This window comes from Sporosarcina siberiensis, from assembly GCF_042681925.1.
GTDB lineage: Bacteria > Bacillota > Bacilli > Bacillales_A > Planococcaceae > Sporosarcina > Sporosarcina siberiensis.
Map to the genome: position 1 here is coordinate 127,794 of NZ_JBHUGI010000024.1, position 23,772 is coordinate 151,565.

Here is a 23,772-nt window from a genome sequence, read left to right on the forward strand (position 1 = left end):
ATGAGCGAAATTAAATGCCAATGCGGGCATACTAATCCTTTTGGTACAGTGCTTTGTGAGAAATGTGGTCGGCCACAAACTGAGGCAGCAAAAGAAAGTACGCTCGTCGATATGAGGTATGAAGGTTCTGCGAGAAGATCTCAAACATACAATAAATCGATTATTGATCGTATATGGAACTTCTTTTCAAGCGTCAAAATAGGGATAAGCATCATTGTTGCAGTACTCGCAACATCGGCAATCGGAACAATGTTCCCTCAGAAAATGTATGTAGCTGCATCAACAGATGCGGAGTACTTAGCTTATTATGAAAGGCTTTATGGCTTTGCTGGTACTCTTTATTATAAACTTGGTTTTTATGATATGTATTCAAGCTGGTGGTTCAAAATATTAATAGGAATGCTTTGTACTTCAATCATTATCGCTAGTATAGATCGAGTCATTCCACTTTATAAATCACTAAAACTACAAAAGACGAAAAGACATCCTTCATTTATGAAACGTCAACGTGTATATGGTGTGGGAAAAGTTTCTGATGTAGATGATTCATTCGAAAAAGCAGAGAACAAATTAAAAGAATTGAAATATAAAGTAAAAGTAGAAGATGGAGCGATACTTGCAGAGAAAAATCGTTTTGCAAGATGGGGCCCTTACGTAAATCACACGGGTCTTATTATATTCTTTTTCGGTATATTATTGCATGGTATTCCTGGGTTTTATGTAGATGAAACGATGTGGCTTCGAGAAGGTGAAACACGTTCGATTCCAGGTGCTCCAGGTTATTATTTAAAGAATAATAAATTCATCATAGAGAATTATACGAAAGAAGATTCTGGACAAGTTTTTGAAACAGCACTTGATCGTGTTGGAATGATTGCCAAAAATTATCAAACGGATGTTAGTTTATATAAGAAAGAAACAGACGGTTTGCCTGGGCAATCGGAGAACCTGGAGTTTCAAAAAGACTATTCCATTATTGTGAACAAACCATTGACGTTTGATGGTTATTCTGTTTTTCAAATGGACTATCGTTTAGATGAGTTATCAGCGATGACTTTCCAACTTACTGAAAAGGCAACTGAGAAATCACTTGGAGAGTTTACAGTTGATCTTGTTACACCTGAACGTATCTACGATCTAGGTAATGGTGCAACCGTTGAACTAAAAAACTACTTTCCTGATTATAATGGTGTAGAAGATGGGGTACCTGTTTCGAAATCGCCAATACCAAATAACCCAGCATTTATTTTCAAAATGACTACACCCGCTAAAACGGATGGGGAAATGAGTTTTGTTGCAATTCGTCAAACGCTGGAAACAGAAGTGAATGAGTACAAAGTGAACTTTGTAAGTGCAGAAACGCGTGATATTTCAGGACTTACAATTCGTAAAGATAAAACATTGTATATTCTAATCCTTGGAGGCATTATCTTTATGATTGGTGTTACACAAGGAGCTTATTGGAATCACAGACGAATTTGGGTTCAAAAAGGTGAAGATGATGAAATGCTTATCGCAGCTCATACAAATAAAAACTGGTTTTATTTGAAAAAAGAAATTGATATTGTAAAAGACTATGCCAACTTACCAATTTATGAAGATAGAGAAGACTCCGATTCCCAATTGGATGATCAGGAAGGAGATTTTAAATAATGGATTTAGCATCGTGGAGTTCTAATTTACTACTTATTTCATTCTTTTCATATTTAGTCGCAACACTCTTTTTTGGGGGTGCGGTGAAAGGTGCCAAGTCCAAAGAAACATATAACAATAATAAATGGGGAAATATTGGTATTACAATTACCACTATTGGTTTCCTAACACATTTGGGTTACTTCTTTACGCGTTGGGGCGCTTCTGGACATGCCCCATTAAGTAATATGTTCGAGTTTACAACTGCGTTTGCAATGATGTTAGTCGGATCATTTATAATGTTGTTCTGGATGTATAAAACGCCTTCTCTAGGTTTGTTTGCACTACCAATCGCAATAATAATTATTGGCTATGCAAGCATGTTTCCTACTGAAATAACACCACTTATACCAGCACTTAATAGTTATTGGTTATGGGTGCACGTAAGTACTGCAGCACTCGGTCAAGCAATTTTTGCAATTGGTGCTGTAGCGGGACTTGTATTCTTACTTAAAAATGTGGATATGACTAAGAAGTCGAAATCTAGTTTTTGGTTGGAATCTGTTATGTTCGTACTCGTCTTAACACTGGGTTTCATTTTATCATCCACTGCATTTTCCGTTGCAGGTTACGAAGCTGAGTTTACTTATGTCAATAAAGATGAGCAAACACAGAAAATGATTTATCATTACCCACCGTTATTTGGTTTAAATGAATATGTTGCACAAACGCCCGATAGAATGACGCCTCTTGTCGAAATGCCTGCAATTGTTAATGCTAAAACATTAACGACATTGGTTTGGTCAGTAATGACGGGAATCGTATTGTACCTGTTGATGCGACTTATTATTCGTAAACCAATTGCTGCATTATTCCAGCCTCTTGCTCGGAAAGCGAACTCCCAGTTAATGGACGAAATCGTCTATCGCTCGGTTCTAATTGGTTTCCCAGTGTTTACACTTGGCGCGCTTATATTTGCCATGATATGGGCACACGAGGCGTGGTCAAGATTCTGGGGATGGGATCCAAAAGAAGTATGGGCTCTTATTACTTGGCTCTTTTATGCAGCATTTCTACATTTGCGACTCTCCAAAGGTTGGGAAGGTAAGAAATCTGCATGGCTCGCGGTTATTGGATTCGTCATAATTATGTTTAACTTAATTGTCGTAAACTTAATTCTTGCTGGATTACACTCATACGCTTAAAAGCGGCTGTATAAGCAGTGTTCTTTAGGGCTGTACGGAAATGCTTCACTTTCCGTACAGTCTTTTTATTTCCATTTTAGCGTAGCGATTGTACAATGGTAATTAGATGTGATTGAAGGGAGAAGTTATACATGGATGAAAAAGTTACTTTACTAATTGTTGATGATGAGGATAGAATCCGTCGTCTATTAAATATGTACCTAACACGTGAAGGTTATGAAGTTGAAGAGGCTGAAGATGGTGCCCAGGCGCTCGAGATGGCTCTTGCGAATAACTATGATTGTATTTTACTCGATCAAATGATGCCTGAAAAAGATGGGCTTGAAGTTTTAATTGAATTAAGAGAGCAAAAACAAATGACGCCGGTTATTATGTTGACTGCAAAAGGAGAAGAATCTGACCGTATTACGGGCTTAGAATCAGGTGCGGATGATTACATAGTTAAGCCGTTTAGTCCTAGGGAAGTTGTTTTGAGGGTTAAAGCAATTTTGCGAAGATCCGTAACTTTCCCGGGTGTGGCATCTACTTCTGCTTCAAAAGATTTAGTTGTCTTTCCTCAGTTAACAATTGATCACGATGCTCACCGAGTAACGGCTGAAGGCCAAGAGGTGAACTTAACACCAAAAGAATACGAGTTATTGTATTTTCTTGCAAGGTCACCAGATAAGGTATTCGATCGAGAACAACTATTAAAAGAAGTATGGCATTATGAGTTTTTTGGAGACCTACGAACTGTTGACACGCACGTTAAAAGACTTCGTGAAAAGCTGAACAGAGTTTCCGAAAGCGCGGCTAAAATGATCGTTACAGTTTGGGGTGTCGGATACAAATTCGAGGCCCACAATGAATAGAATATGGAACTCAATCGTCGGGAAGCTATGGGCAACCATACTGCTTCTCGTTACTTTTATTTTATTTATTGTTACTGCGCTGCTTTTAGAGTTTCTAGATAATTTTCATACAGAACAAGCGGAAAATTCTTTGGAAAGAGAAGCTTACACGATTGCGAAAATTGTATGGCAGCATGAAGATGAAGCATCTAGACTTATCCCGATCGTTCAAGATATTTTGGATGAAGAAACGAATGCTATCATTTTAAACGAAAATAATGAAGTTACATATGCTTTTCAAAAAGGTTTAAATAAAGAAAGAATTGAACAAAAGATTCTTTCTGAACCTGCATTTAAAAAGGTTGCTACTACCGGGAAACCAGTGTTTAAAGAAATGATTTTACCGTCTAGTGTTGAACAAAATGTTATGGAAAAATACATTGTTCTTGCGGATCCATTTATTTCAGAAAATGTAACCAAAGGAACTGTGTTTATATACCAAAGTCTTGAAGCAATACATAATACTACTAAAAGAACGACAACCATCGTAATCCTTTCAGCTTTTATTGCTTTTATTCTAACAACTATTTTTGCCTTCTTCCTCTCAACTCGAATTACTTCTCCACTTAGAGGTATGCGTCAAGCAGCATTTGAACTGTCCAAGGGGAATTTCGATACGACATTGCCCTCATTACAAAATGATGAAATCGGACAACTTGCTACGGCATTCAATCAAATGGGAAGGCAACTAAAATATCATGTTGAATTAATAAATCAGGAAAAAGAACAACTAGAAAGTATTCTAACTTCAATGACGGATGCGGTAATCACTTTTAACAGAGATTATACGATTTTACTAAGCAATCCTCAAGCCGAAAGATTATTACAAAACTGGTACTTTAAAAATAATGCGACAGATAAAACTATACCGCCAGAAATATTTCATATGTTGGAGCATGTCCTATCCTTTTCAGAGGAAGTTGAGGACGAACTTGAACTTGGTGGACAATTTTACACCATCTCGATAAGTCCACTTTATAGCGGTAACAGTATACGTGGTGCTGTTGCGGTGCTTCGAGATATGACTGCGCAGCATCAGCTTGACAAGCTTAGGACTGATTTTATAGCTAATGTATCGCATGAGCTAAGAACGCCTATATCGATGCTCCAGGGGTATAGTGAAGCTATTTTAGACGGCGTTACTTCAAGTGATGAAGAACGCAATGAAATGGTGCAAATCATTCATGAAGAATCTAAAAGAATGGGGCGTTTAGTAACAGATCTATTGGATTTAGCTCGAATGGAATCCGGCCATATGATTCTGCATAAAAATGTATTTAATGTGACTCCGTTTTTGGAACGTGTAGTAAATAAATTCATGCAAACTGCCAAGGATGCGGAAGTTGAACTGGTTTTTAATTCATTGAAAGATATCGATCCTTTGTTAGATGCAGATGAAGATCGGCTCGAACAAGTATTTACAAATCTGATTGATAATGCGATTCGTCATACTCCAAGTGGAGGGAATGTTAGTCTCTCTGTCGAAATATACACAGATACTTGCGAAATTATAGTAACTGACACAGGTTATGGTATTCCTGAAGAAGATTTGCCTTTTATTTTCGAAAGATTTTATAAAGCTGATAAAGCTCGAACAAGTGGAAAAGGTGGTACAGGTCTTGGCCTTGCCATCGCCAAAAATATTATTGATTCACATGGCGGCATGATTTCTGCTAAAAGGGGTATTCATTCGGGGACTGTTTTTAAATGTGCATTACCATTAAAAAAAATGTAACTTTTATTTGTTTGAAACGACTACTAATATGAACGGGGGGATTGAATGGATGACTCCGTTTTCCATCGACTATATGAACAGTATCATTCTGATGTGTTCAGGTTTCTTATCTATTTGACAAGAGACAGGGACATAGCTGAGGATCTCTCACATGAAGTTTACGTGAGAGTAATGCGGGCATATAGCGGCTTTGAAGGGAAGAGTTCTGAGAAGACGTGGCTTTTTTCTATTGCAAAAAATGTTGCAATAGATCATTTTAGGAAAAACTCCGTTCGCAGAAAACATTCATTGGATAAATTCGATTGGGAAAAGAGTGAGCTCGTTTCATCGGGGATTTTACCAGATGAATCGGCTGTTTTAAATGAGGAAATGAAAGAACTGTTACACCAATTGGATACGTGTACCGGGGATCAGAAAGTAGTCGTTATTATGCGTTATTTCAATGATTTATCAATAGCTGAAACTGCCGAAGTGCTTGGTTGGACAGAAGGTAAAGTGAAAACAACACAGCATAGGGCAATCAAAGTATTACAAAGAAAAATGAGTGCTCTTCCTGTAGAAGGGGGAAACTAAATGACGGAAAATAAGTGGGATGATAAAAGCATTGAACAACTCCTTAGTGATATGCCGAATATTACTGACAACCGTTCGGAAAAGGAAGTTTTAATGCGTTTAAAGAAAGATGAACGCTTAAAATCCCCTGTTCTTACTAAACGGAAGAGATGGGTACCTGCAGTTGTTGCAGCTGCTGCGCTGGTCGTGTTAAGTTTACTAATACCATCTATGTTTAAGAAAAACGACGTGGCACTGACAAATAATTCATCAGATAAACAAATGGAAAGCAGAAGTATTGAAGAAAATGAAGCAAGTGAAGACAGTAAAATGGATTTTTTCTCTGATGATTCGGCAGCAAAAACTTCAGTCGAGGAAAATATGTTTGAATCATTTGCTGTTTACGAAAATGACATTGCCGGAGATACTGTTTTTCATTTAGGTCTTGCGGGCGATGCCGCTGAGAGTGTTCCTGTCACTTTTATAATCCCGGCTGAAAAAATTCGAGAAGACTTTGGAGAAGTTCAACCAACAAGTTTGGACTTATATAAAAAATATGCTGACCAAATTGATGAAGAGGCTTTTGGCTTCTCTGATTATCATCCGTATAAAGGATCGCTTTCAGTCGAAGGAGAAATGATTACGCATGTACTACCTACAGGACATAATTATGATATGGGGTCCGGGTCCATAGCTGTATACATTCACTCCCTACAAGATACATTTTATGGATTTAAACACATCCGTTTTGAAAATGAAGATGGTTCAATTCATGAGTTTGATCAAGCGGGTGAACCGAGCAAACCACTCGAATTGAAGAGTGGAAAAAACAATACAAACTACTACTTGTTTATTCAAAGTAATGGATTGGAATTTCTATCTTCAAACTTCTATAAATCATATGATTCGCTGGATAAAGCCTTACAGGAAATGAAAGTAAAGCCGAATGATATTTTTTTGCCTTTGATTCCCGATAATATCGATTTTAGTGTAACAATAGATAAGAATTTGGCTCGAGTAAAATTTGCTGAGACTTTAGATTTAAATCTAATGCTTCCTACAGAAGCTCTTCGAATGATAGAAGGCATGCTCCTGACAGCTGCAAGTTTTGATACGCAACTCCAATTTGAAAACATAAGTCAAGTGGAGTGGCAAAGATTTGACTTTACACAACCGTTACCAATGCCAATAGGGCCAAATCCAATGGAGTTTCTATTAAAATGATAAAAGCGCTTTGTAAACTGATTAGTTTACAAAGTGCTTTTTTTGATGTATGATAAAGTAGTAACATAATATTGATTCATCTTCGGGGCAGGGTGCAATTCCCGACCGGCGGTAATGGAAACTTAGTTTCCGAGCCCGCGAGCTTAACAGCTGATTCTGGTGAGATTCCAGAGCCGACAGTAAAGTCTGGATGGGAGAAGGTGAAGGTGCTGTCTTCTATTTGTGTTGTCCACAAAAAGGATTCTTATTTAGTGTGCCTTTCGATTCCCTAGAGCTTATTTGCTTTTGGGATATTTTTGATGGCATAAATAGTTGATTAGCCTTTCCTCTTTTGAAGTGAATCGCAAAAGGAGAGAGGAACAAATGAAAAACAAGAAGTTAAGACGAATGATTTTAGTCGCAATACTAGGGAGTATAGGAACTGTATTAATGCAGTTTAACTTCCCTTTACCCGCATTACCAGGATTCTTAAAAATTGATTTTGGAGAGATTCCAGCGGTATTGGCAGTAATGACAATGGGTCCAGTTGCCGGTATTGGAGTAGAATTAATCAAAAACGTTATGCATTGGTTTTTTACTGGTAGTCCTACGGGGGTTCCAGTTGGAGAAATAGCCAACTTTGTAACGGGATTGTTGTTTATTCTACCGATTTATTACATCTTCAATAAATTCCGTACAACAAAAGGTCTTGCAACTGGTTTAGTTATTGGAACACTTGCAATGGCTATAGGCATGAGCTTTCTGAATTATGTTGTCTTTTTACCGATGTACACATATTTCTTAAATATGCCATTAGTTACCGGTGATGCGATGTATACAATGATTGTACTTGGTATCTTACCGTTTAATTTAATTAAAGGTACAATACTTATGGTAATCTCGTTGTTGTTATTTAATAGTATGAAAAAATGGATATCTCAACAAAGAGCAGAATTAGCTTCATAATACTATGAATCACCCCGAAGTCATTTAGACTAAGGGGTGATTTTTTTAGTTCTGTATCGCATATAAATAAAAACCTCACAAAGTTGTGAGGTTTGGATAAAGATTATACTCTAGCAATTTAGAGTTAGTCTTCATATTTTAACGCATCTCCGTCAAAGGGAGCGTCTGCTACTTTTATTGAGTCAGTCGGACAACCGTCGAATGCATCCTCAAAGTCTTCCGTTAGTTCTTCTGGAACTTGGGCAGTACCCATGTTATCATCTAGAATAACGAAAGCGATTCCGTCGTCGTCATAATCGTAAATGTCAGGTGCTGCAGCCCCGCAAGCTCCACAAGCAATACATGTATCCTGATCAACGATTGTATATTTAGGCATTGTAAAACCTCTCCCCTTTTCTCCGTACCTAACAATTTGTCTACGGTTCTATTCTAAAGATGTTTTCAAAAGTTTTCAACCTAAAAACACTTTTTTAGAATGGTGGTGTCCATATAATGAAGTTATCATCAATTCTTTTAACAATTATAAGCCGAATGGATGGGGAAAGAACCATTTATAATGGACTCCATTTAATTCGCGGAAAAAAATCAGGACAAACACTGCAAGATGTTGAATACTATAACCTGAAAGCGTTTTTTGGTATTTGGCCCAAGTTGGGAACAGATTTATACGATGATGCTGTCAATTATTTAATAAAGTCAGGTTATCTATACATTGAGGAAAATTTAATTGTTAAAGTAACTGAAAAAGGGAAAAGATTTACATCGACTCTGCCAACCTATCAGTTTAATGGATGGGATTATAGAGGGAACGAAGTAACGTTTTTTTCTAGATTGTCACTTACGATTCAAACAATATCGAATTTCAGAGTGGGTTCCAAATTATTTATTCCCACGGAGAAGGATTATGAAGTTCAAACCTTTGTGAAAAATATACTCTATAAACAACCGATTAATAAGCCTGCATTTTCTATTGAAATTATGGAAGAACTTCAGCATTACATAGAATCAAGTAGAATGGTTGATTTACATAAAGTAATACTGCTGCATAGGCTTGGCGGATATGGGGTAACCGGCTGGACATGGAATCAGCTCTCAGAAAGTTTGAAACTTAATACTGTATCTATCCGTCTATATTTTATTGAGGGGCTACATATATTACTTGATGCTCTAGAAATGTCCCAAGAGGCACATTTTTTGCGAAAATTGACGTATAACATAAAAGTATCAACTTATCTGACGGATTCTGCTGCAACCACGAAAAGGTACTTTGAAGGTGGCTTGACTATGACCGCTATTGCGGAAATTCGTAAATTGAAAATGAGTACAATTGAAGACCACTTTGCTGAAATGTCTATTAATGATTCAAATTTTCCATTGAATGATTTTGTCGAAAATGAAGATGTTCAAGCAGTGATTAAAATGGCTTATTACTTACAGACGAGAAGATTACGTCTGTTAAAGAATGAATTTGATCATTTAACTTATTTTCAAATCCGTCTCATATTAGGTGCTATGAATGGAGGAGGGGAAGATGGAAATAAATGAAACAAATGAAACAAATAAAATCTATAACGTTTTAAAGGAAAGGTTTGGATTTACTGAATTTAGACCTGGACAATATGAGGTTATACGGGATGTTATTTCACGTAAAGATACAATTGCCATTTTACCAACTGGTAATGGGAAATCTCTTTGTTTTCAATTGCCGGGATATATGTCCTCGGGGATAGTGCTAATTATTTCACCACTGGTTTCACTTATGGAGGACCAAGTAGCGATAATGAAGCGAAATGGTGAAAAACAGGTTGTTGCATTAAATTCATTTTTAACTTTTAAAGAAAAAAATAGAATTGTTAAGAGTTTGCATGTATATAAATTCATCTTTATATCACCTGAAATGTTATTACAGCAAAATGTGATGACTGAACTTAAAAAAATAACTATATCTTTACTAGTAATTGATGAAGCTCATTGTATATCACAATGGGGATTTGATTTTAGACCGGATTATTTAAGAATTGGGGAATTTTTAAAGCATATTAACAAACCGACAATTCTAGCGCTTACAGCTACAGCTAATGATAAAGTTATTAAAGACATAAAAGATTATTTAGATTTGAATGACTCAGTAGTGCATAAATATTCGCTTGATCGACCTAATATTTCTTTTTCTATTATAAAAATGGAATCACAAAATGAAAAAACCAAGTGGATTCTTGACCGCGTAAAACAAAGCTCTGGATCGGGAGTTATTTACGTATCCTCTAGAAAACGAGCAGAAAGCCTAGCGCTCTTTTTAGCAGATAAAGGGTTGTCGATCGCATCCTATCATGCTGGTATGGAACAGGTAGATCGTGCCTTTGTGCAAGCTCAATTTATTAATGGAGAAGTGAAGTGGATTTGTGCTACAAATGCTTTTGGAATGGGTATACATAAAGGGGATATTCGACAAATAATTCATGATCAGTTCCCGTCAACGATTGCAGGATATATTCAAGAAATAGGAAGAGCGGGGCGTGATGGGAATTTATCGGCTGCTACGTTGTTGTTCTCGCCGGAAGATGAAAGAAAATCACGCTTTATTGTTCAAGAAGATTTCCCAACAGAAGTAGAAATTAAACAGTACACCAACTTATTAACTAGTGGGGTTTCAAATGAAGTTGCTAGTGAAATGGCTGGTATAAGTGAGACAAAACAACGAGTTTTAGAGTACTATTTAGAACGATTGTCTGTAGAAAACACAATTATTCGCTTAGAAGAAATTAGTTTAGAAAAAGAACAGGAATTGCAACAAATGCTTCAAATTATTCATTCAAACATATGTATAAGAGAACAGGTTTTGTCGTTTTTTGATGAAGAAGTAATTACTAGGCCAACACATTGCTGCTCGAACTGTGGGATCACTTCTTTGGATTGGTTGTTAACTGCTGAAGACCAGTATTTTCAGAGGAAGCCGATGGAGTGGATGGAACGACTTCATCTACTTCTGGGAGAACATAGTTGATGTCCATTTACTTTTCCGACAATATTCGTCATAATGGAAACAATAGCATGATGTGATAGGGGAGTCTTACGATGAAAAAAGATGATTATAAAACTAAATTTGAAGAACATAGACAATCGGTATTTTTAGAAGAAGAAAAAAATATTCCATCTCGATCTGAATTACGTCAAAAAGGTCGAAAGACAAAAAACAGTTCAGCAAATAGAACAATAAATATAATACTTGCTCTTTTCACTCTAATTCCTGTAGGAATATTGGTTTATGTTTTAACTGATTTTTATGAGCCTCAAAAAGGTTCAACGAATGAGTTGAAGTCTAATGGCAGCTACGAAATAAATAACGATCTATCAAGCGGTGCCAAGAGTGATACGAATTTAGATGTAGTTATTAATGATGAGAAGGAAGATTCTAATAAGGTGAATACAGATATTACGAAGAAACCTGAAACAGAGGCAGATGAAACTACTTCAAAACCTGTTGAAAAACCAATTGTAAAACCAGTAGTTAAACCAGAAACAAAACCAGAAACAAAACCGGAAGCAAAACCAGAAGTTAAACCAGAAACAAAACCAGAAACAAAACCACAAGTACAATCTGTAGGGAAGACTCATATTGTTGCTGCGAATGAAACATTGTACCGTATTTCAATTAACTATTATAAGACAGATGCTGGCATAGAGAAAATTAAAAAAGCAAATGGATTGTCGTCAAACACTATAAATGCGGGTCAGAAATTAATAATTCCGTAATTGGTAATTCACATAACAGGGCAAAGGTATTTTACTTTGCCTTTTTTAAATGAAAGGTGTGGAATCATCACGATTAGTAAACTAATTTATTCCTTGCTGTTTTTAAGTGCGGCACTAATTTTATATATGATTCATAATGCATTTAGAAAGAATGTGCTTTTCCATGAAATAACTACAAATAGCACTCATGGAAAGAAACGGTCACTGACTTTATTTTTCATATCAGATGTTCACCGCCGTAAAATAGATAAACGTCTTTTACAGAAAATAAAAAATGAAATTGATATTGTAATTATTGGTGGTGATCTTGCAGAAAGAGGCGTTCCACTAAAGCGTATTTCAAAAAATGTAGAAATCCTTTCAAGCTTAGCACCGATTTATTTTATATGGGGTAATAATGATCGTGAAGTTGGAGAAGAAGAAATTCGTAAAATTATTGCAAGCTTTAATGGTAAAATTCTTGATAATGAAAATACCCCTTTTCCAGGTCATCCTAGTTGGGGTATTCTGGGTACAGATGACCCTTCAAATGGATCGCCCGACATCGCAGCAACACTTCGTAATGTTGAACGTTATGAGAAAACAATTCTTGTTACTCATACTCCTTCACTTTTCCGCAAAGTTGAGCTAGAATTCCAACCAAATCTTTTGCTTGCAGGACATACTCATGGTGGCCAAGTTAGAATTGGTAAGTTTGGGTTATTCGAGAAAGGGTCTTTTAAAATCAATGATAATCACGCGAAACTGATCAGTAATGGATTTGGAACAACTAGTTTGCCATTAAGGCTCGGTGCCGAATCGCAATGTCATGTTATTAAAGTGCATTACTAAGAGAATATGTTTTTCATTATTTGAAAATAATTGAATTTGATTATAGTAAGTGTTTTAAGGAGAGGTCCTATGCAAAAAGTTGATGTCTTGATTGTTGGCGGAGGCCCTTGTGGTCTATCGGCAGCGATTGAAATTCAAAACAAAGGTTTAGAGGTACTTGTTGTAGAAAAAGGCAATATCGTTAATTCCATTTATAATTATCCAACACATCAAACATTTTTTAGCACAAGTATTAAACTCTCAATTGGAGATATTCCTTTTATAACTGCGATTGATAGACCTAAAAGAAATGACGCACTGGTTTATTACCGAGAAGTTACTAAGCTGAAAAAAATTTCGGTTAACACTTTTGAAGAAGTGTTATCCGTCCGTAAAGAAAAAGATGCATTTACGGTAGAGACGGATAAAACAGTATACAATGCGAAGCAAGTGGTTATTGCAACCGGATATTATGATAATCCAAATATGTTAGATGTTGTTGGTGAAAAACTTCCTCATGTTTATCATTACTTCAAAGAAGCTCATCCTTTTTTTCAGAAAAAGGTAGTCGTTGTCGGTGGAAAGAACTCTGCTGTAGATGCTGCATTGGAATTAGAGCGTGCTGGAGCTGTTGTTACGGTTGTTTACAGGGGTGCGGAGTATTCTAAGAGCGTCAAACCATGGATCTTGCCAGGTTTTGAAAGTTTAGTTCGATCGGGTGAAATCAAAATGCAATTCAATTCGAACATAGAAAAAATAACGGAATCTGCTGTCACGATTAGAAATGATACTGAAATACTTGAAATTGATTCCGATTATGTTTTTGTCATGACGGGCTACCATCCGGATCAATCATTTTTCAAAAAGATTGGAATTCAAATTGAAGAGGTAAACGGGCGTCCTATTTTTGACGAACACACTATGGAATCTAATGTTGAAGGAATATATATTGCTGGAGTAATTGCAGCAGGAAACAATGCGAATGAAATTTTCATTGAAAACGGTCGTTTCCATGGGGCATTAATAGCAGACGCAATTGAGGCGAAACAAATAAATGGATTTAGCTAACGAATTGTCTCGATCTTAATATAAGTTTATCTGGGAGGGCCGTCTATGTTCATTTTGCTCACAGTAGCGATTGCGCCTGGATTGGCGCTCTTTAGTTATTTTTATTTAAGAAAAGAAATTGCCAAAGAACCATCTCGAACAATATTTCAAACTTTTATATATGGCGCTATTATGACTTTCCCAATCATGTTTATTCAACATGTATTTGAAGAAGAAAACGTCTTTTCCTCTGTATTCTTTCGTGATGTAGTATTTACAAGTGCATTGGAAGAGTTTTTTAAGTGGCTGGTTTTGCTATTGGCAATTTATCGACATGTACAATTTGAAGATGCATATGACGGTATATTATATGGTGCAAGTGTTTCGCTAGGTTTTGCCGCTGTAGAAAACGTACTTTACCTATTCACGTTTGGGGTAGACATTGCTTTCCTGCGAGCATTACTTCCTGTCTCGAGTCATGCACTATTCGGTGTTGTGATGGGCTATTATATAGGCCGTGCAAAATTCGCGGAAGATAAAGATAAACGAAAGTTATTAATTATGTCTTTAATTGCACCATTCGTTTTACATTTTATTTATAATGGTATTTTTCTAACTCACGAACTTTTCTTATATCTAATCATTCCATTTATGATATTTTTATGGTGGTTCGGTTTAACACGAGTAAAATACGCACATACATTTGCAATGCAACAATTTAGACGGAAAACACGTATGAATTCAAAGGAATAATCAAAAGATCTAGCATATGCTGGATCTTTTTTTATTTTTAATAATTTTTATTTTTTTGGACAAGCTTAGTAATAAAGGAGGAATAAAGTTGAAGAAAATTATGATTCGTATTGTTGCAGTTGTGCTTCTCTTTGGGAGTGCATACATTCTGTCTCCTTTAAATACGGGAGCATTTAGTACACAGCAAATTCAGCGGGGAGCTTTTGGAGATGACGTAATTGAACTCCAGTCAAGACTACAATACATTAGCTTTTATTCTGGAACGATTGATGGGAAATTTGGATACGGAACTTACTGGGCACTTCGTAATTTCCAAGAACAATATGGTTTGCCTGTGGATGGAATTGCAGGATCGAAAACAAAAAAGAAATTAGCTGATGCTTCTAAATACGATGAAAAATTTGTTAAAGAAAATATAAAGAAAGGCAATAAATTCACACATTATGGTGGAAAACCCCTTACTTCACAAGTAGAAAAGGGTGGAGGTGAAAAAAAGAATGTTCAGTTACCATCAAAATACTCTGAGCGTGATTTGAAATTACTTTCTAATGCAGTATATGGCGAAGCTAGAGGAGAGCCCTATGAAGGTCAGGTAGCTGTTGCGGCAGTCATATTAAACAGAGTGGAACATGCTGATTTTCCAGACTCAGTTGGTGGAGTCATTTTTCAACCAGGTGCATTTACCGCAGTTGCCGATGGACAAATTTGGTTAGAGCCAAATGATCGTGCTAGTGAAGCAGTATTAGATGCAATTAACGGATGGGACCCATCGGAAAATGCAATTTATTATTTCAATCCCATTACTGCTACAAGCAAATGGATCTGGTCGCGTCCACAAATCAAGAAGATTGGTTTACACATTTTTTGTAACTAATGTTTAATAGAAATAATTGTTAGGAGGCGAAGAGGTGAAAGAATACCGGAGTAACTCTAGAATTCTTGGTAATGCTTTTGCCGAATTATGAAAAAAACAGTTTTTGTACTCGTATATATGGTCGCTGCACTTTCCATTTATTCGTATAGTAAGGCAAATGAAAATGAACAACTTGCTTATTTACTAAGTGGACAATATGCAAAAGAAATGACGGATGCATCTGAGAAACTTGAAGAATTAGATATTGCGGTGAAAAAAACGTTGCTTTTCAACGAATCAGATGGCTCTACAAAAGCTCGAGAGGACATTTGGAGATTGTCATCAGATATAAGGAATTCTGTCAGCGGACTGCCACTAGATCGGAGCTTTTCAAGTGCTTGGATGAATTATTTAGGAAGGCTTGGGAATTTTGCGAAAGAGTCTGAACGTAGCGGTGACGATGATCAATATCATAAAGTTATGGAAAATGCCTCGAAAAATCTTAGTGTCATGGCAGGCGAATGGGAAATCGCTACTACGGGTCTAATTGATGGAGAAATGACTGTTAAAGGATGGACAAACCAGCTTGAGTCAATTGATGTGAAACATAATTGGACAGGTATGAGCGATAATGTAAAGCAATATACGGAAACAGATTTTCCTCTAACAGCTAGTGAATCTGATTCATTAAAGAAAAAAGAGTTGAAAAATTTAAATGACCATGAAATAACCGGACCAGAAGCTATTGAAAGATTCAAAAAGATCTTTCCGGATAAATCTAATTCTTCGGTTGTTGTTGAGCCAAGTAAATCGGGTTCACCTTACGCTTTTTATCATTTGCGCTTTGCAGAGGGTCAATCCATTGGCTATATCGACATAACTGAAAAAGGAGGTCATATATTATCCTTTTTGACTGAAAGACCATTCGGAAAAGAAAGTCTTCGTCATTTAGAAATTCAAGAAAAAGCCGAGGAATTTCTTAGAAATGCGGGGTATGGCGATACTGTCTTCCAAGAAGCTCGAGAAAATCATACAGCTTGGCATTTCGTTTATGTTCGAGTTGAACCTGAAAATAAAGCTAAAGTTTTTTCAGATACAATTCATTTAAAGGTAGCAAAGGATAATGGAGATATAATTGGTCTGGATGCAATGGAATATATAAGAAAAGAAACGATAAAACCACAAACAATTGCTAAAATAGATTGGAGTAGTTTTTTTCACTCAGGTGTATCTGTGGTAGAAGAGGAACTTGCATATGTAGAAAATGAAAGACTTGATCAGCGTCTTGCTCATTACTTGATCGTTACGATGAAGGGAACTAACGAAGAAGTAGATACGTATGCAGTTCTTGTAGATACTGAAACTAAAGAAGTAATAAAGACAGAAAAGCAGTGAAGAATTTTCAAAATTCATATTTGATTTATTATCCAGTCATGACATAATAGATGTAAGACTTAGGATAGTGGGTGTGTTTATGCTATTAGCAATAGGTACAATTATTATTATTGAAAATAGTCTCAAAGAAGAAAAAGAAAAATTCAAAAGTAGGGTAGTCGATCTTGCGGAAAATCATGTAATGATTGATTATCCAACGCATATTCAAACAGGTAAAACCGCCTTTTTTGTGGATGGAACACAATTAGTTATAACATTTACGGATAGCACTAAAGTCTCGTATGCTTATAGAGCTGAAGTCAGTGGCAGGATGATGAAGGGAATTCCTATGCTCAAATTGTCATATCCAGGCGATGATCGAGTACTTAAAATCCAACGACGTGAATTTGTTAGAGTAGATACAGCAATCGATGTTGCCGTTGTAAAGGATGGAAATAAATCACGATTTGTAGCTGTAGACATAAGTGCAGGTGGAATTGCTTTAAACCTTCCAAGCGAACCTCCGTTTAAAGAAAATGATGTACTATCTTTATATATAGTTTTACCGTTTGTAAACAAAGATATTAAATATCTTCAAATCGAGGCAACAGTTGTCCGTGTATGGGAGAGAAGTGGAAGAAATATAGCCTCATTAAAATTTGGCGATGTTACTAATGAGGATCAGCAACGTATTGTACGATTCTGTTTCGAAAGACAATTAGAAATGAGAAATAAATAAGTATTAAAAAGGGAGAAGTGCTGCCGTCGCAGGACTTTTCCCTTTTCGATGTGATACAATACTGACGAATTAACTCTGAAGGGAAATGAGATTATGAAAACTATAAAAATAGCTATTGATGGTCCAGCTGCAGCTGGAAAAAGTACAATTGCAAAGATAACAGCTGAAAAACTTGGATATACCTACATAGACACAGGTGCGATGTATAGAGCGTTAACGCATAAGGCGCTTCAAATGAACATAGATATTAATGATGAGGATAGTCTGGAAGAACTCTTAAACTCGATTGAAATATCCTTGAAACCTACAGATAATACACAGTTGGTATTTATAGATGGTTCTGATGTGACAGAAGAAATTAGATCGAGGGATGTTACTTCATCTGTCTCTTCTGTTGCAACGCACTCTAAAGTTCGTGAACTTATGGTTGCTAAACAACGTGTTTTTGCGGAAGGTGTAGGAGTTGTTATGGACGGCAGAGATATCGGTACACACGTTTTACCTAACGCGGAATTAAAAATTTTCATGACTGCTTCTGTTGATGAAAGAGCGAGTCGCCGACATTTAGAAAATGAAAAACGTGGCATCGTTTCCTCATTAGATCAATTGAAAAATGAAATTAGTGAACGAGACCAGGCAGATATGAAGAGAAAAGCATCTCCGCTAAAAATGGCGGAAGACGCGCTATTAATCGACACTACGGCAATGTCGATTGAAGATGTAGCAGAAAAGATAACTAAGCTTGCGGAAGAGAGGTTAGTGCGATGAATCTGTATCCGCTAGGTAAATTTCTTGTAAGTGCTCTTTACTATCCTTTATATCGTGTCAAAGTCATTGGAAAAGAAAATTTCCCGAAAGAGGGGGGAGTTCTACTTTGCACGAATCATATCGATAATTTAGATCCACCGATTGTTGGAATGACCTGTCCTCGTACCGTTCGGTTTATGGCAAAAGAAGAGCTCTTCAAAATGCCGTTGTTAAAAAGTATTCTTCCAAGAGTTCAAGCATATCCTGTAAAACGTGGGATGAGCGATCGTGAAGCATTTCGTAAAACACTTAAAATTCTAAAAGGTGGAGAAGTTGTAGGTTTGTTTCCGGAAGGGACAAGAAGCAAGACTGGGGAACTTACTAAAGGCCTTGCTGGTGCAGGATTCTTTGCGCTAAAAGGGGATTGTGTTGTAATGCCTTGTGCGATTATTGGACCCTATAAGCCATTTAAAAGCTTAAAGGTTGTTTACGGTAAGCCGATGGATATTTCCGAGTTCCGTGAAAGAAGAGCCTCAGCTGAGGAAGTGACTGAAGCGATAATGAGTGAAATAGGAAAGCTCATAAAAGAATATAAATAAATGAGTCAAGTGTATTTTTTTGTTTTTATCTGTGAATTCGAATAGTATGGAAGTAAGATTCATTATAGAGGAGGACTACATATGTCTGAAGAAATGAATTTAGAGGTAGAGAATGTTTTTAATGAGGGTGATCGAGTAACTGGTAAAGTAACGAAGATTGAAGATAAGTCGGTAACTGTAGAAATTACAGGAGCACCTTTTGACGGTGTAATCCCAATCAGCGAACTATCTAGTTTACACATTGAAAAAGCTTCAGATGCAGTAGCTGAAGGCGATGAAATCGAGTTAATCATTACAAAAGTTGAAGATGAAAACTATGTTCTTTCAAAGCGAAAAGTAGACGCTGAAGACGCGTGGGAATCGCTGGAAGAAGCATACAATACTAAAAAAACAATTGAAACAGAAGTGCGAGATGTTGTAAAAGGTGGATTAGTTGTAGATTTAGGTGTGCGTGGGTTTATCCCGGCTTCTCTTGTTGAAGATTATTTTGTAGAATCTTTCGATGAGTACAAAGGTCGCGTTATGTCATTTAAAATTGTTGAAATGGATAAGGAAAAAAATCGTCTTATACTCTCGCATCGTGCCGTGATTCAAGAAGAGAAGGAATCACAAAAGGGTGTAATTATGGATACACTTGAAGTCGGACAAATACTTGAAGGAACTGTTCAACGTTTAGCGACATTCGGTGCATTTGTTGATATCGGTGGTGTTGATGGACTTGTCCATATTTCACAACTAACACACGAACATGTCGAGAAAGTATCAGATGTCCTTAAAGAGGGCGACAAAGTAAATGTTAAAATTCTATCTGTTGACCGTGACTCAGAACGTATTTCTTTATCTATTAAAGATACGTTGCCCGGTCCATGGGAAGGCATTGAAGATAGAGCGCCGAAAGGATCTAAACTTGAAGGAACTGTTAAACGTATCGTTTCTTATGGGGCTTTCGTTGAACTATTTCCTGGAGTAGAAGGTCTTGTCCACATCTCACGTATTTCACACCAACATATCGGAACACCCGATGAAGTGTTGAAGGAAGGTCAGAAAATTGAAGTTAAAGTTCTTGAAGTCAACCCGGTTGATAAGCGTTTATCATTAAGTATTAAAGATTTGGTTGAAAAAGAGAATGATAATTCATATGGAGACTATGAAATGCCAGAGGAAGCATCGGGCTTTTCTATGAGTGATGTTATCGGTGATCAGTTAAAGAAATTCACAGAGTAAATAACAGTAATAAAAATGATGATGCTTTATAGCATCATCATTTTTATTTTCAGTCATTTGTTGACGGTATCTTTTGATCATCATTGGAACTAGTTCATTTTTAGCGGAATTAATTTAGAGGTAATATGAATTGAAAATGATTTGTTTTCCAAAATGTAAAAATTGTTAAAGTGTAGCATTTTGATTCTTTTTAAGTTATTCATTAATTTTAAATATTCTAGGTAAAGAACATTCAAATTGTTCGTTTAGACGTTCGTTCTTTTATTGTGTATAATATGCAGAAGATAAGCTGGAAGGATGTTTTTATTATGACCAAACCAACAGTAGCGATTGTCGGTAGACCAAACGTGGGTAAATCCACAATTTTTAACCGAATCGTTGGTGAACGAATATCAATTGTAGAAGATGTTGCGGGTGTTACGCGCGATCGTATTTATAGCTCAGCTGATTGGCTAGCACATGATTTTAATCTCATAGACACTGGTGGAATTCAAATAGGTGATGCGCCATTTCTGGATCAAATTAGATCTCAGGCTGAAATTGCAATTGCAGAATCAGATGTCATTATCTTTTTAACAAATGGACGCGAAGGTGTTACAGATGCTGATGAGCATGTGGCAAAAATTCTTTATAAGACAAAAAAACCGGTTATTCTTGCTGTTAATAAAGTGGACAACCCGGATATGAGAGAAATGATATATGACTTTTATTCACTTGGCTTTGGTGACCCGTTTCCGATTTCTGGTTCTCATGGATTAGGTCTTGGTGATTTATTAGATGAGGTCGCAGCTAATTTCCCTGATGTGGATGCTGAAGAAATTGAAGATGATGTGATTCGATTCTCTCTTATTGGACGTCCAAACGTAGGTAAATCCTCGCTTGTGAACGCACTATTAGGCGAAGAGCGCGTAATAGTAAGTGAAATTGCAGGTACAACAAGAGATGCGATTGACACTCCTTATGTTCATGAAGGTCAAAAATATAAAATTATTGACACGGCGGGAATGCGTAAAAAAGGGAAAATATATGAGAGTACTGAAAAATACAGCCAACTTCGAGCGTTGAAAGCGATTGACAGATCGGATGTCGTATTAATCGTTATTAACGGTGAGGAAGGAATACGTGAACAAGACAAAAGGGTTGCAGGTTATGCTGAAGATGCCGGAAAAGGTGTCATGTTTGTAGTTAACAAATGGGATATCGTTGAAAAAGATAATAAAACGATGAATAAATTCATTGAGGATATACGAGGGAATTTCCTATTTCTAGATTATGCACCGATTGCTTTTGTATCAGCTAAAACAAAACAACGTGTAAATACGCTATTTGACCGAATTAAACTTGTTAGTGAGAATCACGCACTGCGAATTCAGTCAAGTGTGTTAAACGAAGTTGTAGAAGATGCGGTTGCAAGAAATCCGGCTCCTTCAGAAAAAGGGAAGCGATTACGTATTTACTATGCGACGCAAGTTGCGGTTAAGCCTCCTACATTTGTCGTATTTGTGAACGAACCCGAAATCATGCATTTCTCATATGAGCGCTTTTTACAAAATCGTCTTCGTGAGTCATTTGGCTTTGAAGGGACTCCGATTCGACTTATAACTAGAGCAAGGAGTTGATGGAATGAAAAAGGTATCCGTTATTGGTGCTGGAAGTTGGGGAACTGCAGTTGCTTTTGTCTTGGCAGAAAACGGCCATGATTGTTTACTCTGGGCAAGACGAGACGATTTATCTTCCGAAATTCTAAATGAACATACAAACAAGAATTATTTACCAGGAATTCAATTACCAAAAAACTTGGCAGCAACTTCAGAACTTGATGTTGCTGTAAAGCATGGAGAAATCCTTGTTATTGCTGTTCCAACTAAAGCGATTCGCGGTGTATGTGTAGAAATAAACACAATGATTGAAGGACCAAAGTTAATTGTTCATGTCTCAAAAGGAATTGAACCTGATTCGCTTAAGAGAATATCTGAAATAATAACGGAAGAGCTCACAGCGTCCAATTTGAAGGCTGTTGTTGCATTATCCGGACCTAGTCATGCCGAAGAGGTTGTCTTGCGTCATCCGACCACTGTAACTGCGGCTTCTGATGATATGCAGGCGGCCGAAGAAGTTCAAGATTTATTTATGAACCAATATTTCCGCGTATATACAAACAACGATCTTATTGGGGTAGAAATTGGTGCAGCACTTAAAAATGTAATTGCCTTAGCAGCAGGAATTACGGATGGTCTTGGCTACGGAGATAATGCTAAAGCGGCATTAATAACCCGGGGACTAGCTGAAATATCTAGACTTGGCGTGAAGATGGGGGCACATCCGCTCACATTTTCAGGTTTAACGGGTCTTGGAGATTTAATCGTAACATGTACAAGTGTCCACTCACGAAACTGGAAAGCTGGTAATATGCTCGGTAAAGGAAACAGTCTTGAAGATGTTGTTTCCGGTATGGGTATGGTAATTGAAGGTGTTCGAACGGCTAAGGCAGCACATCAGCTTGCCATTAAGTATGATGTGTCAATGCCACTAACCGAAGCGCTCTATACAGTTCTATTTGAAGATGTTCCTCCAAATGTAATGGTAGAACAGTTGATGAATCGAATGAAAAAACAAGAGGTAGACGATCTTTTTGGTAATGAATGACTGTGACGGTTATTTTGAAATCTGATTAGGTTGGATATATAGAAAGGTGGACTTTTTGTGTCCTCAATGGATAAAATGTGGATGTCTTTCTATGCAATGGGATTCATGGTTATTTCCATGGGCCTTATTTATGCGAGTAGACATAAAGTAAATAACCGTGTTATAAAATTTGTTATGGCATTGATTGCATACATATTACTGATCGTTTCATTTTTCATATTAGTGTATCTTGTATTTAACGGTCCGACAGGAGGGCAATAAGCTTGTTGAAAAAAAGAATGATGCTTTTACTAACACTCTCTTTTGCTATTCTATTATCAGGTTGTATGACTCCAAGTGACGATAACGCGGGTTCGACAATACCGTATGAAGATCAGCTTGAATTAGTTCAAAAAGCAGTAGAACGCTTTCAGGAAGGTTCTGGGGGCCTACTTCCAATAAAGACACGTGAAATGGAAACGGATATTTATATTAAATATCCGATTGACTTTACAAAAATTATTCCTGCATATACAGAAAAAATACCATCAAATGCCTATGAAAAAGGCGGGATTTTTCAGTATGTACTAATTGATGTAGAAACAAATCCGACCGTGAAATTAGTGGATTTGAGATCAGCCGAACGGATAAGGGAATTAAACTTACGAAAGAGTGTTGCTGGATCTATTTCTTATAAGGACCCAGTTGGTGAAGGTGTATATGAAATCGACTTTGCTGAAATGGGCTTCAAAAAACCATTAACTGTGGAAAGTCCTTATTCTGATGCCCATCTGCCGCTTGTAGTTGGAGGGGATGGAAAGTTTTACATCGATTATTCAATTGATTTAAATCGTATTTTACAAGAAGAAAAGCCGGATGTTGTACAAGGTGAAGATATTCGTTATCTGTTAGCGGATAAGTATCCTGTTCTGCCGGCCTATTCGAAGGCTTATACAGTAAATGAATTAAATGAACCCATCTTTATTAAATAGTAATTTAAAAATGTTTCATGCCTAGTGCATGAAACGTTTTTCATTTACATAAACTAATATGCGCAGAAAAGGA

The 23,772-nt window shown here is 36.7% G+C and carries 24 protein-coding genes and 1 riboswitch; of the genes, 23 read left to right on the plus strand and 1 reads right to left on the minus strand.

The window, feature by feature from the left end; all coding sequences use genetic code 11:
- From resB to ACFSFY_RS08595, 7 genes are all read left to right on the plus strand, one after another.
- Positions 1-1,653: a cytochrome c biogenesis protein ResB gene (gene resB / locus ACFSFY_RS08565; protein ID WP_381537171.1), complete on the plus strand. Its 1,653-nt coding sequence runs from the start codon at positions 1-3 to the stop codon at positions 1,651-1,653.
- Positions 1,653-2,837: a c-type cytochrome biogenesis protein CcsB gene (gene ccsB / locus ACFSFY_RS08570; protein ID WP_381537172.1), complete on the plus strand. Its 1,185-nt coding sequence runs from the start codon at positions 1,653-1,655 to the stop codon at positions 2,835-2,837. The genes resB and ccsB overlap by 1 nt, the downstream gene beginning before the upstream one ends.
- A 131-nt stretch (positions 2,838-2,968) precedes the next feature.
- Complete coding sequence (locus ACFSFY_RS08575) at positions 2,969-3,688, plus strand: response regulator transcription factor (protein WP_381537174.1); 720 nt, start codon at positions 2,969-2,971, stop codon at positions 3,686-3,688.
- Entirely contained in the window at positions 3,681-5,462 is a 1,782-nt protein-coding gene (locus ACFSFY_RS08580) for an ATP-binding protein (RefSeq protein WP_381537176.1), read from the plus strand. Before ACFSFY_RS08575 ends, ACFSFY_RS08580 begins: the two co-directional genes overlap by 8 nt.
- A 45-nt stretch (positions 5,463-5,507) precedes the next feature.
- Positions 5,508-6,035 (plus strand): RNA polymerase sigma factor SigX, encoded by a 528-nt coding sequence (locus ACFSFY_RS08585; protein WP_381537178.1) that lies wholly within the window; start codon positions 5,508-5,510, stop codon positions 6,033-6,035.
- Positions 6,036-7,238, plus strand: coding sequence for a hypothetical protein (locus tag ACFSFY_RS08590; protein ID WP_381537180.1), 1,203 nt, complete (start codon positions 6,036-6,038; stop codon positions 7,236-7,238).
- Positions 7,239-7,312: 74 nt separating this feature from the next.
- Positions 7,313-7,444: riboswitch (FMN riboswitch) on the plus strand.
- Between the two features lie 157 nt (positions 7,445-7,601).
- On the plus strand, positions 7,602-8,183 hold the full coding sequence (locus ACFSFY_RS08595) for an ECF transporter S component (protein WP_381537182.1): 582 nt from the start codon (positions 7,602-7,604) through the stop codon (positions 8,181-8,183).
- A 124-nt stretch (positions 8,184-8,307) separates the two neighbouring features.
- Here the strand turns inward: ACFSFY_RS08595 and ACFSFY_RS08600 are convergent, their stop codons facing one another.
- Positions 8,308-8,559, minus strand: coding sequence for a 4Fe-4S domain-containing protein (locus ACFSFY_RS08600; protein ID WP_381537184.1), 252 nt, complete (start codon positions 8,557-8,559; stop codon positions 8,308-8,310).
- 116 nt (positions 8,560-8,675) lie between these two features.
- Here ACFSFY_RS08600 and ACFSFY_RS08605 point away from each other — a divergent pair, with 116 nt between their 5' ends.
- From ACFSFY_RS08605 to ACFSFY_RS08685, 16 genes are all read left to right on the plus strand, one after another.
- Positions 8,676-9,728 (plus strand): YpbB family protein, encoded by a 1,053-nt coding sequence (locus ACFSFY_RS08605; protein ID WP_381537186.1) that lies wholly within the window; start codon positions 8,676-8,678, stop codon positions 9,726-9,728.
- The gene (locus ACFSFY_RS08610) at positions 9,715-11,187 is read left to right on the plus strand and encodes a RecQ family ATP-dependent DNA helicase (protein WP_381537188.1); all 1,473 of its coding nucleotides are present in this window, start codon (positions 9,715-9,717) and stop codon (positions 11,185-11,187) included. The genes ACFSFY_RS08605 and ACFSFY_RS08610 overlap by 14 nt, the downstream gene beginning before the upstream one ends.
- A 71-nt stretch (positions 11,188-11,258) precedes the next feature.
- Positions 11,259-11,936, plus strand: a complete 678-nt coding sequence (locus ACFSFY_RS17555; protein ID WP_465270268.1) for a LysM peptidoglycan-binding domain-containing protein — start codon at positions 11,259-11,261, stop codon at positions 11,934-11,936.
- Positions 11,937-11,972: 36 nt separating this feature from the next.
- Positions 11,973-12,767: a metallophosphoesterase gene (locus ACFSFY_RS08625; protein ID WP_381537190.1), complete on the plus strand. Its 795-nt coding sequence runs from the start codon at positions 11,973-11,975 to the stop codon at positions 12,765-12,767.
- Between the two features lie 69 nt (positions 12,768-12,836).
- Positions 12,837-13,814: a YpdA family putative bacillithiol disulfide reductase gene (locus tag ACFSFY_RS08630; protein WP_381537192.1), complete on the plus strand. Its 978-nt coding sequence runs from the start codon at positions 12,837-12,839 to the stop codon at positions 13,812-13,814.
- Positions 13,815-13,859: 45 nt separating this feature from the next.
- The gene (gene prsW / locus ACFSFY_RS08635) at positions 13,860-14,546 is read left to right on the plus strand and encodes a glutamic-type intramembrane protease PrsW (RefSeq protein ID WP_381537194.1); all 687 of its coding nucleotides are present in this window, start codon (positions 13,860-13,862) and stop codon (positions 14,544-14,546) included.
- Positions 14,547-14,646: 100 nt separating this feature from the next.
- Positions 14,647-15,420, plus strand: a complete 774-nt coding sequence (gene sleB / locus ACFSFY_RS08640) for a spore cortex-lytic enzyme (RefSeq protein ID WP_381537539.1) — start codon at positions 14,647-14,649, stop codon at positions 15,418-15,420.
- Positions 15,421-15,507: 87 nt separating this feature from the next.
- A complete protein-coding gene (locus ACFSFY_RS08645) occupies positions 15,508-16,794 on the plus strand; it encodes a PepSY1/2 domain-containing protein (RefSeq protein WP_381537196.1) in 1,287 nt (428 codons plus the stop codon).
- A 79-nt stretch (positions 16,795-16,873) separates the two neighbouring features.
- Positions 16,874-17,512 carry a flagellar brake protein gene (locus ACFSFY_RS08650; RefSeq protein ID WP_381537198.1) on the plus strand — a complete coding sequence of 213 codons (639 nt, stop codon included), beginning with the start codon at positions 16,874-16,876 and terminating at the stop codon, positions 17,510-17,512.
- Positions 17,513-17,602: 90 nt separating this feature from the next.
- A complete protein-coding gene (cmk, locus tag ACFSFY_RS08655; protein WP_381537541.1) occupies positions 17,603-18,280 on the plus strand; it encodes a (d)CMP kinase in 678 nt (225 codons plus the stop codon).
- Positions 18,277-18,858, plus strand: coding sequence for a lysophospholipid acyltransferase family protein (locus tag ACFSFY_RS08660; protein WP_381537200.1), 582 nt, complete (start codon positions 18,277-18,279; stop codon positions 18,856-18,858). The genes cmk and ACFSFY_RS08660 overlap by 4 nt, the downstream gene beginning before the upstream one ends.
- 81 nt (positions 18,859-18,939) lie before the next feature.
- On the plus strand, positions 18,940-20,082 hold the full coding sequence (gene rpsA, locus ACFSFY_RS08665; RefSeq protein ID WP_381537201.1) for a 30S ribosomal protein S1: 1,143 nt from the start codon (positions 18,940-18,942) through the stop codon (positions 20,080-20,082).
- Positions 20,083-20,390: 308 nt separating this feature from the next.
- Positions 20,391-21,701, plus strand: coding sequence for a ribosome biogenesis GTPase Der (gene der / locus ACFSFY_RS08670; RefSeq protein ID WP_381537202.1), 1,311 nt, complete (start codon positions 20,391-20,393; stop codon positions 21,699-21,701).
- 4 nt (positions 21,702-21,705) lie between these two features.
- Positions 21,706-22,728 (plus strand): NAD(P)H-dependent glycerol-3-phosphate dehydrogenase, encoded by a 1,023-nt coding sequence (locus ACFSFY_RS08675; protein ID WP_381537204.1) that lies wholly within the window; start codon positions 21,706-21,708, stop codon positions 22,726-22,728.
- A gap of 57 nt (positions 22,729-22,785) precedes the next feature.
- Positions 22,786-22,989: a DUF2768 domain-containing protein gene (locus tag ACFSFY_RS08680; protein ID WP_381537206.1), complete on the plus strand. Its 204-nt coding sequence runs from the start codon at positions 22,786-22,788 to the stop codon at positions 22,987-22,989.
- Between the two features lie 2 nt (positions 22,990-22,991).
- Positions 22,992-23,699, plus strand: coding sequence for a hypothetical protein (locus ACFSFY_RS08685; RefSeq protein ID WP_381537208.1), 708 nt, complete (start codon positions 22,992-22,994; stop codon positions 23,697-23,699).
- Positions 23,700-23,772: the final 73 nt, after the last annotated feature.

Bases quoted from the DNA above. Each gene is read 5' to 3' on its own strand.
- resB (WP_381537171.1), top strand. From the start codon at position 1: ATGAGCGAAATTAAATGCCAATGCGGGCATACTAATCCTTTTGGTACA.
- ccsB (WP_381537172.1), top strand. From the start codon at position 1,653: ATGGATTTAGCATCGTGGAGTTCTAATTTACTACTTATTTCATTCTTT.
- ACFSFY_RS08575 (WP_381537174.1), top strand. From the start codon at position 2,969: ATGGATGAAAAAGTTACTTTACTAATTGTTGATGATGAGGATAGAATC.
- ACFSFY_RS08580 (WP_381537176.1), top strand. From the start codon at position 3,681: ATGAATAGAATATGGAACTCAATCGTCGGGAAGCTATGGGCAACCATA.
- ACFSFY_RS08585 (WP_381537178.1), top strand. From the start codon at position 5,508: ATGGATGACTCCGTTTTCCATCGACTATATGAACAGTATCATTCTGAT.
- ACFSFY_RS08590 (WP_381537180.1), top strand. From the start codon at position 6,036: ATGACGGAAAATAAGTGGGATGATAAAAGCATTGAACAACTCCTTAGT.
- ACFSFY_RS08595 (WP_381537182.1), top strand. From the start codon at position 7,602: ATGAAAAACAAGAAGTTAAGACGAATGATTTTAGTCGCAATACTAGGG.
- ACFSFY_RS08600 (WP_381537184.1), bottom strand. From the start codon at position 8,559: ATGCCTAAATATACAATCGTTGATCAGGATACATGTATTGCTTGTGGA.
- ACFSFY_RS08605 (WP_381537186.1), top strand. From the start codon at position 8,676: ATGAAGTTATCATCAATTCTTTTAACAATTATAAGCCGAATGGATGGG.
- ACFSFY_RS08610 (WP_381537188.1), top strand. From the start codon at position 9,715: ATGGAAATAAATGAAACAAATGAAACAAATAAAATCTATAACGTTTTA.
- ACFSFY_RS17555 (WP_465270268.1), top strand. From the start codon at position 11,259: ATGAAAAAAGATGATTATAAAACTAAATTTGAAGAACATAGACAATCG.
- ACFSFY_RS08630 (WP_381537192.1), top strand. From the start codon at position 12,837: ATGCAAAAAGTTGATGTCTTGATTGTTGGCGGAGGCCCTTGTGGTCTA.
- prsW (WP_381537194.1), top strand. From the start codon at position 13,860: ATGTTCATTTTGCTCACAGTAGCGATTGCGCCTGGATTGGCGCTCTTT.
- sleB (WP_381537539.1), top strand. From the start codon at position 14,647: ATGATTCGTATTGTTGCAGTTGTGCTTCTCTTTGGGAGTGCATACATT.
- ACFSFY_RS08645 (WP_381537196.1), top strand. From the start codon at position 15,508: ATGAAAAAAACAGTTTTTGTACTCGTATATATGGTCGCTGCACTTTCC.
- ACFSFY_RS08650 (WP_381537198.1), top strand. From the start codon at position 16,874: ATGCTATTAGCAATAGGTACAATTATTATTATTGAAAATAGTCTCAAA.
- ACFSFY_RS08660 (WP_381537200.1), top strand. From the start codon at position 18,277: ATGAATCTGTATCCGCTAGGTAAATTTCTTGTAAGTGCTCTTTACTAT.
- rpsA (WP_381537201.1), top strand. From the start codon at position 18,940: ATGTCTGAAGAAATGAATTTAGAGGTAGAGAATGTTTTTAATGAGGGT.
- der (WP_381537202.1), top strand. From the start codon at position 20,391: ATGACCAAACCAACAGTAGCGATTGTCGGTAGACCAAACGTGGGTAAA.
- ACFSFY_RS08675 (WP_381537204.1), top strand. From the start codon at position 21,706: ATGAAAAAGGTATCCGTTATTGGTGCTGGAAGTTGGGGAACTGCAGTT.